Genomic DNA, 14,081 nt, shown 5'->3' with positions numbered 1-14,081 from the left:
GCGGGGAGGTCTGGGGCGGTGGCGGCGGTGGCGGCGGTGGCAGCATGCCCCAGATTCTGTATCCCGGCGTCGGCGCCGGTGGCGGTGGCGGCGCTGCGGGCTCCTATCGCGGTGAAGCTGGCAACTCGACAGGCGGGACCGCGGCCACGGCGGGCACGCCAGGAACGGCGGACGCTGGCGGCGCCGGCGGAAACGGGAATGTCGGCGGCGCCGGCGGCGCCGGCGGCGGGCCGGGTCTGTCCGGCGCGTCTGGCCACTTCGGAGACGGCGCGCCCATCCATCTGCCCGGCGCTGGCGGGGCGGCCGGCAACGCGATCGACGGCATCAGCTACATCACCCTGACCCTCGGCGCCGGCGATATCCGCGGCGGCCAGATCAACTGAAGGACGAGCCATGACCGTTGCGCGTTATGACCTGACCGCAACCGACAATCAGGGCAACGTGATTGCGGGGGCATCGGTCGAGGTGCGCGGCGAAGTGCCGGGCCAGCCGCTCGCCACGCTCTATTCGGACCGCGCCGGCACCACGCCGATCACGAATCCGACCACGACCGATGCGAATGGCGATGCCGGTTTTTACATCGTCGGCGGCTTCTACAAGATCACGGTGACGTCGGGGCTGCTGACCAAGACGAGACGCCATGTCGGCATCGGTCTTGCGCAAGGCTCCGACGCCGCGCCGGAGGGTATCACTCAGCGCTATCACACCGCGCCTGGAACGGTGGTTGTCGACATCGACGATGCCGATATCATCATCGTCAAAAAGACTGTCGGTGAGGCGACGCCTGTTGAGCTGCCCGATCCTGAAAATGCGACGAAGGCGGTTCGAATCGTCGACGGCAAGTATGACGCTGCGACCAACAATATCACCATCACCTCGCTCGGGACGGGCAAGACCGTCATGGGCGGGGCCTCTTACCCGATCGATTCCAACGGCGGCTCCATCAAGCTGACGCCGCTCGCCGACGGCTCCGGCTGGTTCTGACCGCTCCCAACTGCAACAGGAACGACTGCTATGAAGCTGCTTCGCGGCCTTGCCGCGTCGGCGCTCGCGCTCATGCTGGCGACGACGATCGCATTTGCCCAGGTCAATCCCGGCACCTCGCCGTTGTCCGTGCCCAAGGGCGGCACCGGCGCGGCCACGGCGGCCGGCGCGCGCAGCAGCCTCCAGGTCGACCGCTTCACCGGGCAGGGCAATGCGAACTACACCATCCTCGCCTCCGACCGCGTCGTCGGCACCAATGCGGCGTTCACCGCCTCGCGCACCTGGACCCTGCCGGCGGCGAACGCGGTCAATGCCGGTCAGGCGCTGATCGTCGCGGACTTCGAGGGGACCGTCACTAGCACCAACACGCTGATCATCGCGCGCGCCGGCAGCGACACCGTCAACAACGGGACGAGCGTTACAATCAACGCGGCCAACGGCGCCTACCTCTTGTGGTCTAACGGCATCTCGAAATGGACCGCGCAGGCGATCGGTTCTTCGGCCGCGAGCGGCGTCTCTTCGCTCGATGGCGCGACCGGCGCGATCTCGACGCAAGCGGGCAGCCTCGACGTCACCGGCTCGACGCTGTCCGGCAACGTGCTGTCGTCGCGCGCCTTCGCGCTGACGCAGGATCTGTCGGCCTTCAGCGCGATCCAGACGCTCGGCTACGCGACGGCCGGCGATGGCGGCGGTGCGATCTTCCGGAAGATCGCCGGAAGCTTCATAGATACGCGCATTCTGACCGGAACGGTTACCGCCAACGGCACGTCGGGATGCACAAACGGAACCTATCGTGGCGTCCACTTCGACGGCGGCACCGGCCGAGGCGCAGACGCCACTGTCACGGTTTCGGGGGGTGTGATCACGTCCATTGCCAACGTCGGCGGATATAACGGCGCGACGGCGGTGGGGTACTCTGCGGGCGATGTCCTGTCCATCGGTTCAGACATCCCTGGTTGTTCCGGCGGCAAGACTTGGACCGTATCCACGGTGACCACACCGACCGGCAGCTTCACGGACAGCGCTGGCAACAAGTGGCAGATTGAGTACCCCGCCGCAGGCCTCGACGCGCGCTCGATGGGCGCAAAATTCGATTGGGACGGCACCGACGGCACCGCCACCAACAATTATACCACGCTTCAGAACGCCCTCAGCTTTGCACATTACAAGACCAGCACCACCATCGACGGGGGTGGTACCCAAGGCGGGCAGGTGCTCCTCGCCAGGCAGACGGCCATGTTTGGCTGCGGGGCTACCGTGCCGTTGCATGTGCCGTATGGCGTCAAGGTCAAAGGGCAGGGCAACTACAGCAGCGTTCTGAAGGTCTGCGACACCTTCGATACCAGCATCAACATCGTCGAGCTCTGCAATTCCTTCACCCATTTGGCTTGCTTTGGAACGCTTCTGGAAGACTTCCAGTTGTTTGTCTCTCATAGCGTTTCCGGGGCGTCTTCCCGCTCTCTCGTCTACACCAACAACGCCCAGCATGAATCTGGGCTGCGCCGGATGGCGATCTATCCTGGTGGATGCGGTCGCGGTGCGACTTATGAAACCGGCTACGGCGGCGCGACGTACATTTTGCTGGACAGTGTCGAGTTCAAGGGCGGCAAGTCTCACGCCAACTGCGGCGGAGCCAACGGCCCTCATGTCGTGATCAACTACGGAACGACTCAGGTCCTGATCAACAATCTCAATGTCTCCGGACCTTCCGGAGCATCCGGCGGCCCTCGTCAAGATGGAATTAGCATCGTTGGAGGATTTGTTGAGATTGTAGGCATCCATGCTGAGGCAGTCGTGAATCCAGTCATCATCAACATCACCGGCGGAATCACTGCCGGTCAGGTTCGCGCGCGGGCAGTCGTCGGCGGCATCGGCTGCGACGGGATGTTTGCGCTGACCGGCACGAACACGCCTGGTAATTTCATGCTGAGTCCGCCGATGGCCGTAAACGGCTGCAACTACCTTGTGAAGAACAGCCAATCCGGAGGAGGTAGTTCGCATGTTTCCGCCGCCTCGGCGACGGACGTCGTGTTCACCCCGGCCGCTCGGGCCTGGTAGGGAGGTGGCCTACGATCTGGCGGGATCCGCCACCGGATTGCTTTCGCCGACCGCGCATATGGACTGCATGCGCCAATAGCCAGCACGCTATTCGGCGGGAGCGGCTTGGGGCTTTTGCCGTCGCGGGGTGCTCGATATTCGATTGCCGACGGCAATCATAGGCTGCTCGATGATGCGCCAGGTCCATGCCGCGAGGGCGACGCTGACAGCGATTGACCCAAAGCGCCACGGCTCACAGAGCCATTCCGGAAGCAAAAGCTTGGCCGGGACGGGGGCCACGATCATGAAGATCAAGAGGTGCACCAGGTAAAGGGAATACGAGCTGTCGCCGAGTTGGATCAACCAACGGAGCGGTGCTTTGGTCCATTGCACTTGCAGGTTCGCCATCCCGAGCAGAATGAGGAAGAGACAAACCGTCACCGAGAAAACAAAATCATGCGAGCGGGTGTACCAAAGCGAAAGTGCTCCGAGAGCCATCAAGGCTGCTGCCACCGCGTTTCCGATCCGCAGCCTGCTGCTGATCAGGTACACGATGACACCGCTCAGGAAGTCGGCCTGAGTGCTCGAGACGATGTGGAAGGTCCACGGATTGCCAAGGACGAAGCCGGCGTAGGCGAGAACGGCCAGGACGACGGCGAGCCCCCAGATTCCGGCCAGGGGGACCGTGGCGGCTGCGATGGTATAGAATACGAGTTCCCGCTCCAGCGTCCAGCTCACGTCGTAGACGGAGGCGGATGGTTGAGGGAGCAGGGTTAGCGAATAGAGGAAGTGCGAGAAGCTTTCCGGCCTGTAGCGCCCGAGCAGGATCATGCAGGCAACGGCCGCCATGATCGCCCAATACATCGGATAGAGGCGGAAGAGCCGCTTGATCGCAAATGATCTGCCGTCGAAGTTAGGCTTCGAAGCAATCAGGCAGATCACGTAGCCGCTGATCGCGAAGAAAAAATTGACGCCGAGAAAGCCCCACTCCTTGAGAAATGGGATTGGGTCCTGGGCGCTTTCCGGAAAGCCGCGCAGCGCAATGTAGGAATGGAAGTAAGCGACGCTGAGCGCTGCAATCGCGCGCGCGGCTTGAATACCGCCGTTCTTATCCAAGGTTTAGTTCCCCTTCCGAAGCTCCCCAAGGCTGCGGACCCTAGCACCACAACTGCTGATCGAGCAACGGCCCCTGCTCGCGGCGGTTCCCTTGTGCACATTGCAAATCCTCACAACCCTGGAGCATCAACCATGGCCTCGATTCCCTTGGTCGGGACGTGCTTTCCCACATCGAAAGCATTTCTCGACTACCTCGACACCATCCAGTTTAAGGCCTGGACGCCGCGCTTCGTCACTATGCATCACACCGGCGGCCCTTCGCTGGCGACTTGGCGGTCCTACGGCAATCGCAAGGTGCCGATCACGGACGAGAAGTGGATGCGCAATCTCGCCGGCTGGTACGGCACGCCGGAGTCGAGCGGTGGCCCCAAGGATGGCCCCTGGAGCGCGGGGCCGCACTTCTTTTTCACGCCCGCCAATTTTTGCGTGCTGTCGCTGCCGGAGAAGCGCGGCGTGCATGCCGTCTCGTTCAATGCGCTGTCCTGGGGCGTCGAGTGTGTCGGCGACTTCGACAGCGAGGCGTTCACGCCGGATCTGGCGAACCGTTACGCCGAGGGGCTCGCGTGCCTGCACGTCGCGCTCGGCATCAGCCCCGATCCTTTCGTGATCAACGTTCGGGGCCTGCATTTCCATCGCGACGATCCCAAGACCACCAAGACCTGCCCTGGCCGCAAGGTCGACAAGGTCGCGATGGTATCGCTCATCAAGGCGCACATGGCGCGGCTGACCGGCAGCGCCTCGCATGACGATGACGATCCGCCGCCGGCCGTCGTCGCTGTCAAGCAGAAGGGTATCGTCAATGTCGCGGCCGGCGACTTCCTCAGCGTGCGCGACGAGCCGAGCGCGAAATCGCCGGAGACGCGGCGCTTGGCGCGCGGCGAGGTGATCGAGATCATCGGCGAGGCCATGAATGGCGGAACGCGCTGGCTCAAGATCGCAAGCGACGATGGCGGCGACTTCGTCTCGGCGCGCTACGTCACGCTGGTGTAGCCATGGGCGAGATCATCCTGTTCGCCGTCATCGCGCTGATCGTCGTCGCGCTGTTGCTCGGTCCCGGCCTGGAGGCCTTGCGCAAGTTCATGCAGCGGATGTTCCGCTCCTGACCTGATCGCCGCGCGCGGCCGGCGCTTCCTTTCCGCGCAATCCCAACCACACACAGAGGTGAACCATGAAGCGTTGTTCCAGCGCGGTCCTTGCCGCGTCCGTAGTCCTGATGACCGCACTCTCGGTGGCCCCGGCGAGCGGCGCCACGATCGATATCGGCCAGGCCGTCACCGGCAGTCTCGTCGACATCATCAACGGTGCCGTTGCCGCCGGCATCACGGCGCTGGTGGCCTGGGTCGCACTGGTGATCAAGAACAAGTTCAACATCGACATCGAGGCCAAGCACCGCGAGGCGCTGACGGCGTTCCTCAACCGGCAGGCCTCCAGCCTGATCGCCAAGGGCGCGGTGAAGGTGCAGGGCCTCAAGGTCGAGGTGAGTAGCGACGCGCTGGCGGTCGCTGCCAACGCGGCGTTGCATGCCGTTCCCGACGCCCTGAAGTTCTTCGGGCTGACACCGGAGTCCCTGCAAAAGCGCATCCTGGACGTGCTGCCGCAGCAGCCGGCGGTGGCGCAGGCGCAGGCGATCGCGCTCGATGTCGCCAACCCGACGACGCCAAGTGGCACGCCGGCGCGGGTTGCCTGAGATGGGGACGGCGATCGCCGCGTGGCTCGCGAAGGAGGGCGTCGGGCTTCTGCTCGGCGCTCTCGCAAAACTCCTGCTCGACCTCTGGAACGACCACCAGGCCGGCCGGGCACTCAAGCAAGCCGGCGCGGCCGAGACCGCGGCGAAGGTCAATGCCGAAACCGTGGAGACGCAAGATGCGATGGATCAGGTTAGCCGCCCTTCCGATGATGCTGTCGCTGACAGCCTGCGAACCGGGAAGTTCTGAGGTCGTGGTCAAGATCGTCTGCCCGACGATCAACCAATACGACAAGGCGACGCAGGACAAGGCGCTAGCCGAGTACCAGGCCCTGCCGAAGGACTCCGCACTGCGGCTGTTCATCGGCGATTACAAGCGGCTGCGCGACCAGATCGCGGTTTGCCGATCGCGCAGCAGATAGAACGTGAAGGGAAGCGGAATGGATTCCGGAACCTGGGCCATCCTCATCGCGGCGGGCGCCTTGATGCTCAACTTCGTCGACAAGATCTTTGGCGGCGGCTGGAAGCTGTCGAACCGGATCACGCGGCTCGAGACCGGCGTCGACGGAATCCAGCTCGAGATCCGCAAGCTGGTCGAGGCCATCGGCAAGATCGCCGACATGCGCGGCGACATCCGCGTGCTCGACACGCGCGTCCTGGCGGCCGAGCAGGACATTCGCGAGCTCAGGCACGGCGATGGCTTCGTCCGCAACCGCTCGCCGGCTGATCCTGGCATCAATCGGGAATATTGAGCCCATCATGATCCGTTTTATCCTGGCGGCGCTGGCGATCGCCGGCGCCGCAATCGCTCCCGCGCGCGCCGAAGTCTGCGTCGCCTCGCAATACGGCGTCGGCGACGGCTACCACGGCCGCCGTACCGCGTCGGGCCGGATCTTCGACACCTACGCCACGAGTCCCTACACGATCGCGCGGCCGTCGCGCGCAGATCTCGGCCGGCGCTTCCGCATTACCAACCTGAAAACCGGCGCCGCCATTGTGGCGCTGTCGACTGATCTCGGCCCGTTCATAGCCGGCCGCTGCGTCGACCTCGGCCGCGCCGGCGCCGATGCGCTCGGCATCGGCGGGCTCGGTTTCGTGCGGGTCGAGCGGCTGGATTGAAGCAAAGGGTGAGGGGACTTTGCCCTTCAGATCGTGTCAAACCTCAGGCCCGGTGCGGGATGCCCCTCGCGCCGGGCTTTTGTTTCGTGCCGACACGCCCTTCTTCGGCCGCGGGTGCATGTGGGGGTCGATCGTCGGCCACGACCATTGCGGGCCATCTAGCCGCTGATGCAGAGCGCTCATGACAGCTGCGAACGTAGGGTATCTGAATTCATCGAAGACTCGCTTCGAAATTCGCACGCGCCCGTCCCTTGTTTTCGGCAGATTCGCGGCGGGCAGCAGGAAGAAATCCTTGATCCCTCCCTGGCTCGGCTCCAATCTGATGACCAGGACCAGGTCGGACTTCTTGTACTTGAGCCGCTGCACTTCCCATCGCGGGCCTGGCGGCGCGTACCTTTCACCGTCAGACACCACTCGCGCGAGGGTGAGGGAAACGGTTACGCTGCTGCTGATGGTCAGCAAGCGAAGTTCTTGCAGGAAACTGATGCTACGCCTGCGCTTTTCCACCTCGGCGGTGATGTTGCGGGCGACCGAAGCAATCAGACGGTCGGCCTTTGCGGCAGTCTCTTTGAAGCAGTAGCGGGATTTGGGTTCGTATCCGACCCGCCTGAACGCCTCCGCCAGCGATCCGAAACGCTGTGCGTAGGTCTTGCTGTGAGGGATGCCCTTTGTGGTCATCATCAATTTGAGCGAGAGGCGACCTTCGCGACGGAGCAAAGCACGAAGCCGATCGAGCATCTGATCGTCGGTCAGGACGCGTCCATGCTCGACCTCCGCCAACCGCCGCTGCGCCTTCGCGAACAGGCGCGGCGCTACAAGGGGTTTGAATGCGTTGTTTCGCCGCACCCACATATCCGGAGGGTTGGTGACTTGCCTCTCGCCCAGCTTTTGAGAGCGCCGATTGTAGACCAGGTGACCGGCATAGGCCTCGTTCTTCAACGTGTTGCTGATGGTCAGTGAGGTCCAAAGCTTGCCGCGCGCGTTGAGAATGCCGTCTGCATTGAGGTCGCCGGCGATCTGCGTCCGGCTTTTCTTCTCGTTCACGAATGCGCTGAAGATGCGCCGCACGACCTTCTGCTCTGACGCCGGGCCTGGGACGAGGATCGTGCGCTGACTTTTCAGGCTCTTCTGTTCACCGTACTCGAGGATGCCTCGGCGCTTGCCGCGATCGTCCAGCAGCATGCGCCGCAATCCATATCCGGCCGGTCCGCCTCGCCAATAGCCCAGAGACACGACGTTGCACTGACCCAGGAAGACCTTTTTTGAGAGTTGTTTGCTGTAGTCGGCGGCTGCGACCCGCTTGATGTTCTTGAGAACGATCGAGGCGAGACTCCCGTCGTTCTCGAACTCATCGGCGCAGTAGTGAACGCGGACGCCGGCTCGTTTGCAGATGAATTCGTAGTAGGCGCTTTCATCGACATCCTGAAACCGTCCCCACCGGGTGATGTCATAGACGAGGACGCAATCGAAGTCGGCTCGGCCCAGTTGAACATCCCGGATGAGATCCTGAAGTCCTTCGCGCCCCTGAATACGAAGTCCGCTGCGGCCGGCGTCGGCGTAAGTGCGCACAATGCTCATGTGGCGCCGAGCGGCGTGTGCGGCGATTGCCGCCATTTGGTTTTCCAAAGAGTATTTTTGTGCGTCCGTCGACATACGCACGTACTGAGCAGCTTTCGATCCTGCCGTCGTGACGTCTTTGGGAGGTGCGGCTAGCTGCATGGACACTGTCCTGCTTGACTTGCAGACGCGAGACTGCGCCACGAAAGGTGCAATATTCGTGTTCGGTGCCCCGCCGACTTGATTCGAATTCGACGAGACGCGCCGAGCTTCAGGTGCGCTTATGAGGCCAGAAGCTGCTCGCCACGATGCCGATGTATTCGAATGTGTCGAGCAGGGGGCTGACTAGTTGGCCGCCGGTTGTTGCGATAGCCGCCGGCTGAAGGCGGGCATGCAGGCGAGTGCGATCAAGATCATCGCGCTCGCTCCTGCCAGCTTCACGAAGAGCACGCTCTCTGTGATGTTCGAAACAGTAATATAGGCGGTGATAGCAAGAGCTCCGGAAAAGGGCGCCGCAGGCAGGCTGCCGGGGTACCGAACAGCCGCGCGCAGCGCCGCAACCAGCAGAGCGGTCATTAGGACTGCGCCAATCGCGCCGAAGTTGACCAAAATCTGCAAATAGCCGTTGTGGAATTGTGTGAGCGATTTGACCCCGCTCGTTTGCGCGAAGAGGTATGGCAGCCGGGAGACATCCGGTCCCCAACCGAGCAAGGGCCTCTGCTGGATCAGCTCGAGCGCCAGGGCGGTGAGTGCGAGCCGGTCCGGGCCAGACGCGCCAAGCTGATCAAGCGATCGTCCTATCCCCACAGCGACAGTCATAAGGCCGCCAAAGCGTTGCGTCATCGTAGACCAGTTCGTCGCGCAAACGATGACGAGGGCCGCAAGGAGAGCAATGGCAGCATATCGATATCGACGGCTGCTGGCGTCGCGGCCGGAAGCATATCTTAGCTGCGCGCCGAACCAGGTCGCCGCTGCAATGCCGGTAGCTATGAGAGCTGTCCTGCTCTGGAGTGAGATCAGTAGGAGCTCGGCGAATATGATCGCGGCTCCGAGCGCAGCGGCGGAACAAGCTGTGAAGACCAGCCCTAGTGGTTTCTGAAGCACCACGTTTTGAAGTAGCGTGGCTGCCGATATCATCAAAAGGCCGCAGGCCAGACCGGCAGTATTGCGGTTAATGTGTCCCAGGAATGCGCGATCCGGCTCGGCCAGTTCTCCAGCAATCAGGGAGATCGCGCCATTGCGTATCAACAGAACCGTTGCACCAATCGCGAGCCCGCTGACGAAGGCCACCAAAATGGTCTCCCGTCGCAGTCGCCAAAAGGCAAAAGCGACCGCCACAACAGGCCCGAGGGCGATCGGCAGATGCTTGCCCAGGGCCTTGAAGTGATCACCGGGCAAACCTATGGCAGCGGCGTATGTTGCGCTCAACAGGACGAAACCAATCCAGGCCAGGCTTAGGATCATAGGCGCCTCGCGGAGGGGCTTGCGATCCCGGGCCAGTGCAACGATTGCCACTATGACGAGAGCGGCCGTTATGATCTCGGCGACTGATGGGGCAACGGAGCACGAAACACCTAGTAGAAATACGGCCCAAATGACGGGGTGACCGGGTCGTAAGCTTTTGTTATTGCTGCAAGTTGTGCCCATCAACCGTTGCTCGATGTTGCGGCCGCCGCAACTTTCCGTTTTGCAACCGGCGGTTTGCGGCATTAGAATGTTTCCCATTGTGCCAAGGCCGGGGACTAAGAATTTTGAGGGCTGTGCTAGCTGTGTTCCAGCTTGTCAAGCTGGGAGGCAAGGAGCGTGATTGTCTTGCTGTCGCTCGATTTTTGCTCGGCCGCGGACACGTGGTCACAATCGTCACGACGGCAGTTGATGAGAGGCTTTCGCTGCCGTGTCCAGTTGTGCTTCTGGATGCGGCGGGACAATTCAATCACGTCAGGTCTCTCGCATTCAGTCGAGCGGCTCTCGCGTGGGCAAAAGTCGCCGAAGCCGAGGTCCTCTTGGCTTTCGAACGCATACCCGGTGCCGACGCACATTTTGCGGCCGACGGAGTCGCCCGGCGCGGAGGCCAGCTTGGATGGCTGCCCCGCTATCGAACCCGCCGCGCTCTCGAGGAGGGTGTCTTCGGCCCGGACTCACATACAAAGCTTTTCTTCCTTACCGAACGCCAGCGGGACGAGTATGCCAAAGTATATCGGTTCGACCAGGCTCGCTGCATCGTTCTACCGCTTATCTTGCATGAGGAGCGGATAGAGGCTGCAAAGGCGAGGGTGGCTCAATCAGTCATCCGCAGCGCTTTGAACATTCCTTTAGCCGCAATCACGGCGGTAGCGGTCGCGGTGGATCCATTGCTGAAAGGTGTTGATCGGGTCCTCGCCGCTGCTGTCCGCCATCCCGACCTTCATGTCGTGATTGTCGGGTCGGAAAAGGGGTGGCTAAAGCGGCAGATCAAAAGACTTGGGCTCAAGGACAGGACTCGATTAGTGCCATACACCTCGGACGTCATGCGGTTGCTGCGCGCGGCCGACTTCCTGGTGCACCCGGCCCGGGTCGAGGCGGCTGGACAAGTCATCCTGGAATCGCTGCTAGCCGGCGTCCCGGCTATCGTCAGTGATGTCTGCGGATATGCGTCAGAAGTAGTGCGCTCAGGTGCTGGATTAGTTGTCAAAGAGCCTATCACTGATGAGGCGCTTGCTGGCGCCATTCAGGATGCGATCGAAAGATTGCCTGCGCTGCGCGCCGCAGCAGCCACGGAATCGCACCGCTTGATAAGGACCCAAAGCCTCTGGCTTGAGGCCATAGCCCAGGAATTGGAAGTTGGTAAGCCGCCGCGAAAGGACAACTGTACGGAGCATAACGTGGCCACGTTGGAGGGCCCAGGCGGGATGGCCTGCCAGCAGTCTTGAAACCGTCGCTCCTTCGGGATGGGGTTCGTTCCTCGGCTCTCTGCCAAACAGCCGGTGATAGTTTGTTTTGCCGGTCATCGACGCGATCACCTGGCGTTCCGTCTGCGAGCGCTATCGCTCCGAACAACCGAGACTTGCAGTGGAACCGGGATTAACATATGATACTTTTATTAAAAAGAGTTGCGTTAATTGAAGCATGTTGCATCAGACGGGCTCCGACGCCGCACCGTTTTCACTAGGCCTGACAAGATCGCGCTCGCTGCCATCGGGGCTGTGGCAGCGTTGGCAGTTCTCTCGGGCTTACTGAACCCACAATCGGAGACAACCAAACGCGTGTCTCCCAAAGCGGATCCACCCCCCTGCTATTCAATCGGCACCTCGGTAGCCCCCGGCTGTTCAGCGAGGGCCAAGTGACCCGACGAAATAGCCAGCGGACTTTGACTTCGCCTAGCTCGAGACGGGGTGAGCTATGACATCCGTCGATATCGTCGGATGGGTTCTTCTAGCGATCGTGATCATCGCTACACTAAGCGCGAGTAGAAGCCCCCCGGCGTGAGGCCGAGCCAACGACGCGATCAGCTAACGAAGCATCAAAGTCTTGCTGGATTGCCGGCCTCGGCTTAGCTAAACATCAGTTTGCACTTCTTCAGTTCCCCCACGAAGGCTGCATGCGTAGAAAACCAACCGACCCCGCTGCCTGCGGAGCCGACGAATTGGTGCTCCGATTTCGGATCGAGCGAATGGCTAAGTGGGTTGGCAGGATCAGCGCTGTATTGATCCCTCTTGTCGTCATCTGTGCGGCGCTGATTTGGCGCCGTCCGTGACGCCGCGCAGCGGGAGGGCAAGCCCCCGGCAGGACTCGAACCTGCAACGCAGCGTGTGTACGAAGCATCAAACAGATGGGCTGCTTGTGGCATCCATGACCCTCGACATCGCCGGATGCGTCCGGTTCTTGACCTTGATCCAGTCCTTCGATCGGCCGCCGCTATACCGGCGGTCGCGTCGTTTCGACACCAGCCCCTCGAGGCCCATGCGGCAGGCTGCGCGAAACAGGTCCGGTCCGATCTCGCCCGATTCGAACGGCGCGACGAACATGCCATCGGGGCGGCCCCGCAACAGCCGCGCGAGGTTGGTCTTGCGCATCGATAGCGGCAGGGCGCGCAGATCCTGGCCGCCGAGCGCCAGGACGTCGAAGGCGTAGAGCTGCACCTCCTCGTCATGCCGGCGCGAGTGCAGGGCGTTGAAATCGGACACGCCGTCGACGCCGAGGATGACGGCCTCGCCGTCGACGACGAACTGCTGCTCGCGGTTCTCAAGCGCGGCCTGGACGATCCAGGGGAAGCGGCTGGTCCAGTTGTGGCCGTTCCGGGTGAGCAGGCGCACCTCGCGGCCGCTGCGCTCGACGCGCAGGCGATAGCCATCGTACTTGACCTCGTGCAGCCAGTCGGGGCCGTCGGGCACGACCTTTGCGGCCGTCGGCAGGCAGAACTCGAACGCTTGGGGCATGGGCCTTAGATAGGGAGAAAGTGGCAATGCGCGAGTCGGCCGGCTCGATGCCTGGTCGGTTCCTCCTCGATCTCCTGGCCGTGCAGGTGATCGAGGACCTCGCCGAGATCTCTCATGTCCAGCGTTTGGCCGCAGACCGGGCAATGGATGAAGTGCTCGCGCTCGTCGCGTGCAGTCCAGCCAAGGGGCTTGCCTTCGGTTGTCATCGGCCAAGGCGCAGGGGCAGGGCGAGCTGCAGGTCAAAGCGCCGCGTCGCATTGGCGTTGATGAAGTCCTGCAGCGCCGGCGTGATCTCGCCGTCGGTGTTCGCGGCGCGATCGGCCAGCGCGTCGGCGACTTCGGCCGTGGCATCACGCGACCACCCCTCGACAGGATTGAAGCAGACGATCCGCAAGGGGTAGGCGTATTGGCCGGAGATGATGTCCTGCAGGATGGTCTCAAGATCCGTGTAGGCCTCGTCGGTCTCGCGCCAGGCACAGCCGACACGCGCGCCGAAATCCTCGAGAACCAGGTAGATGTCGCGGTCGAGGCGATCGGCCGGCACGATCGAGGGCGAGGGACGCATACGCTTACTCCGAAACGACAGACATCAACGGCGCGGCGGAAATGAATGTTCCCGGAAGTGGCTTTCGCTGTGCGAAATCGCTCCGGGGATTTCTCCGGGGATTTGGTGCCCTACATGGCCCCAAATGACCCCTTTTGTCCGCACTTGTTCTGCAATGAGAACGCGCACGGGCTCGGCGGCGGAATCGCGCAAGCCTTGGTTTGACTTGGGTATTTTGACTGTCGCGACTGGCGATCCCGGCAGGACTCGAACCTGCAACCCGCGGAGTAGAAATCCGCTACTCTATCCAGTTGAGCTACGGGACCGTCTTGAGCCGGCCGGTTTGGGCCGCCCGGATTGGCGGCTGGCCGTTCATGTAGCATGCCAATATGAAAAAAGTGGTGTTTCGCCAAGCCTGAACCGAACCGTTTTCCTCAGTGCGGCGACAAAGCGGAACGGTGGGGTGTCAGGGTGCCGGGTCGAGCGGCAGCGGACTGGACGATGGATCACATCGCAGGGAACGCTGAACAGCTTCCGGGGCACGGCCGCCGGTCGACTGGTCAGGTAGTGCTGCGCCATCAGGACGGCGTGCGTGGCGATATCTTGGCCGGTCTCCTCTGGGCTT

At 62.4% G+C, this 14,081-nt stretch carries 15 protein-coding genes and 1 tRNA gene; 10 read left to right on the top strand and 6 right to left on the bottom strand.

The genetic code is table 11. The annotated features are described in order from the left end of the window. The first annotated feature begins 44 nt into the window (after positions 1-44). The 3 genes from I6F24_RS37660 to I6F24_RS27755 are packed head-to-tail and all read left to right on the top strand — an operon-like array spanning position 45 to position 3,042. Entirely contained in the window at positions 45-383 is a 339-nt protein-coding gene (locus I6F24_RS37660) for a hypothetical protein (RefSeq protein ID WP_276573678.1), read from the top strand. A gap of 10 nt (positions 384-393) precedes the next feature. Further along, positions 394-984 carry a hypothetical protein gene (locus I6F24_RS27760; RefSeq protein ID WP_225149634.1) on the top strand — a complete coding sequence of 197 codons (591 nt, stop codon included), beginning with the start codon at positions 394-396 and terminating at the stop codon, positions 982-984. A 30-nt stretch (positions 985-1,014) separates the two neighbouring features. Continuing rightward, positions 1,015-3,042 carry a hypothetical protein gene (locus tag I6F24_RS27755; RefSeq protein ID WP_225149635.1) on the top strand — a complete coding sequence of 676 codons (2,028 nt, stop codon included), beginning with the start codon at positions 1,015-1,017 and terminating at the stop codon, positions 3,040-3,042. Between the two features lie 87 nt (positions 3,043-3,129). Here I6F24_RS27755 and I6F24_RS27750 read toward each other — a convergent pair whose 3' ends face one another. Then, the gene (locus I6F24_RS27750) at positions 3,130-4,137 is read right to left on the bottom strand and encodes an acyltransferase (protein WP_225149636.1); all 1,008 of its coding nucleotides are present in this window, start codon (positions 4,135-4,137) and stop codon (positions 3,130-3,132) included. A gap of 132 nt (positions 4,138-4,269) precedes the next feature. Here I6F24_RS27750 and I6F24_RS27745 point away from each other — a divergent pair, with 132 nt between their 5' ends. From I6F24_RS27745 to I6F24_RS27720, 6 genes are all read left to right on the top strand, one after another. Continuing rightward, positions 4,270-5,127, top strand: a complete 858-nt coding sequence (locus I6F24_RS27745; RefSeq protein ID WP_225149637.1) for an N-acetylmuramoyl-L-alanine amidase — start codon at positions 4,270-4,272, stop codon at positions 5,125-5,127. A gap of 178 nt (positions 5,128-5,305) precedes the next feature. After that, entirely contained in the window at positions 5,306-5,824 is a 519-nt protein-coding gene (locus I6F24_RS27740; RefSeq protein WP_225149638.1) for a hypothetical protein, read from the top strand. A gap of 1 nt (position 5,825) precedes the next feature. Continuing rightward, entirely contained in the window at positions 5,826-6,071 is a 246-nt protein-coding gene (locus I6F24_RS27735; protein WP_225149639.1) for a hypothetical protein, read from the top strand. Positions 6,072-6,075: 4 nt separating this feature from the next. Further along, a complete protein-coding gene (locus I6F24_RS27730; protein ID WP_225149640.1) occupies positions 6,076-6,243 on the top strand; it encodes a hypothetical protein in 168 nt (55 codons plus the stop codon). A gap of 18 nt (positions 6,244-6,261) precedes the next feature. Next, positions 6,262-6,573 carry a hypothetical protein gene (locus I6F24_RS27725; protein WP_225149641.1) on the top strand — a complete coding sequence of 104 codons (312 nt, stop codon included), beginning with the start codon at positions 6,262-6,264 and terminating at the stop codon, positions 6,571-6,573. Positions 6,574-6,580: 7 nt separating this feature from the next. Continuing rightward, a complete protein-coding gene (locus I6F24_RS27720; RefSeq protein ID WP_225149642.1) occupies positions 6,581-6,940 on the top strand; it encodes a septal ring lytic transglycosylase RlpA family protein in 360 nt (119 codons plus the stop codon). A gap of 36 nt (positions 6,941-6,976) precedes the next feature. Here I6F24_RS27720 and I6F24_RS27715 read toward each other — a convergent pair whose 3' ends face one another. Further along, entirely contained in the window at positions 6,977-8,659 is a 1,683-nt protein-coding gene (locus I6F24_RS27715; protein WP_225149643.1) for a recombinase family protein, read from the bottom strand. Positions 8,660-8,842: 183 nt separating this feature from the next. Continuing rightward, on the bottom strand, positions 8,843-9,961 hold the full coding sequence (locus I6F24_RS27710; protein ID WP_225149644.1) for an O-antigen ligase family protein: 1,119 nt from the start codon (positions 9,959-9,961) through the stop codon (positions 8,843-8,845). Positions 9,962-10,266: 305 nt separating this feature from the next. Between I6F24_RS27710 and I6F24_RS27705 the strand changes: the two genes are divergently transcribed. Then, on the top strand, positions 10,267-11,406 hold the full coding sequence (locus I6F24_RS27705; protein WP_225149645.1) for a glycosyltransferase family 4 protein: 1,140 nt from the start codon (positions 10,267-10,269) through the stop codon (positions 11,404-11,406). Between the two features lie 891 nt (positions 11,407-12,297). On the opposite strand, the gene I6F24_RS27700 is transcribed toward I6F24_RS27705, so the two are convergent. The 3 genes from I6F24_RS27700 to I6F24_RS27690 all read right to left on the bottom strand — a co-directional run bounded on the left by I6F24_RS27700 (position 12,298) and on the right by I6F24_RS27690 (position 13,782). After that, positions 12,298-12,912: an RNA ligase family protein gene (locus I6F24_RS27700; protein ID WP_225149646.1), complete on the bottom strand. Its 615-nt coding sequence runs from the start codon at positions 12,910-12,912 to the stop codon at positions 12,298-12,300. 202 nt (positions 12,913-13,114) lie between these two features. Next, a complete protein-coding gene (locus tag I6F24_RS27695; protein ID WP_225149647.1) occupies positions 13,115-13,477 on the bottom strand; it encodes a hypothetical protein in 363 nt (120 codons plus the stop codon). A 228-nt stretch (positions 13,478-13,705) separates the two neighbouring features. Continuing rightward, positions 13,706-13,782: transfer RNA gene (locus tag I6F24_RS27690), tRNA-Arg, on the bottom strand. Positions 13,783-14,081 lie beyond the last annotated feature (299 nt).

The organism is Bradyrhizobium sp. BRP23 (assembly GCF_020194135.1).
Taxonomy (GTDB): Bacteria; Pseudomonadota; Alphaproteobacteria; order Rhizobiales; family Xanthobacteraceae; genus Bradyrhizobium; species Bradyrhizobium yuanmingense.
This window is presented reverse-complemented; position numbering and strand designations above follow the sequence as displayed.

Excerpts from the sequence above, each read along its gene's own strand:
- I6F24_RS37660 (WP_276573678.1), top strand. The coding sequence starts at position 45 with ATGCCCCAGATTCTGTATCCCGGCGTCGGCGCCGGTGGCGGTGGCGGC.
- I6F24_RS27760 (WP_225149634.1), top strand. The coding sequence starts at position 394 with ATGACCGTTGCGCGTTATGACCTGACCGCAACCGACAATCAGGGCAAC.
- I6F24_RS27755 (WP_225149635.1), top strand. The coding sequence starts at position 1,015 with ATGAAGCTGCTTCGCGGCCTTGCCGCGTCGGCGCTCGCGCTCATGCTG.
- I6F24_RS27745 (WP_225149637.1), top strand. The coding sequence starts at position 4,270 with ATGGCCTCGATTCCCTTGGTCGGGACGTGCTTTCCCACATCGAAAGCA.
- I6F24_RS27740 (WP_225149638.1), top strand. The coding sequence starts at position 5,306 with ATGAAGCGTTGTTCCAGCGCGGTCCTTGCCGCGTCCGTAGTCCTGATG.
- I6F24_RS27735 (WP_225149639.1), top strand. The coding sequence starts at position 5,826 with ATGGGGACGGCGATCGCCGCGTGGCTCGCGAAGGAGGGCGTCGGGCTT.
- I6F24_RS27725 (WP_225149641.1), top strand. The coding sequence starts at position 6,262 with ATGGATTCCGGAACCTGGGCCATCCTCATCGCGGCGGGCGCCTTGATG.
- I6F24_RS27720 (WP_225149642.1), top strand. The coding sequence starts at position 6,581 with ATGATCCGTTTTATCCTGGCGGCGCTGGCGATCGCCGGCGCCGCAATC.
- I6F24_RS27715 (WP_225149643.1), bottom strand. The coding sequence starts at position 8,659 with ATGCAGCTAGCCGCACCTCCCAAAGACGTCACGACGGCAGGATCGAAA.
- I6F24_RS27710 (WP_225149644.1), bottom strand. The coding sequence starts at position 9,961 with ATGATCCTAAGCCTGGCCTGGATTGGTTTCGTCCTGTTGAGCGCAACA.
- I6F24_RS27700 (WP_225149646.1), bottom strand. The coding sequence starts at position 12,912 with ATGCCCCAAGCGTTCGAGTTCTGCCTGCCGACGGCCGCAAAGGTCGTG.
- I6F24_RS27695 (WP_225149647.1), bottom strand. The coding sequence starts at position 13,477 with ATGCGTCCCTCGCCCTCGATCGTGCCGGCCGATCGCCTCGACCGCGAC.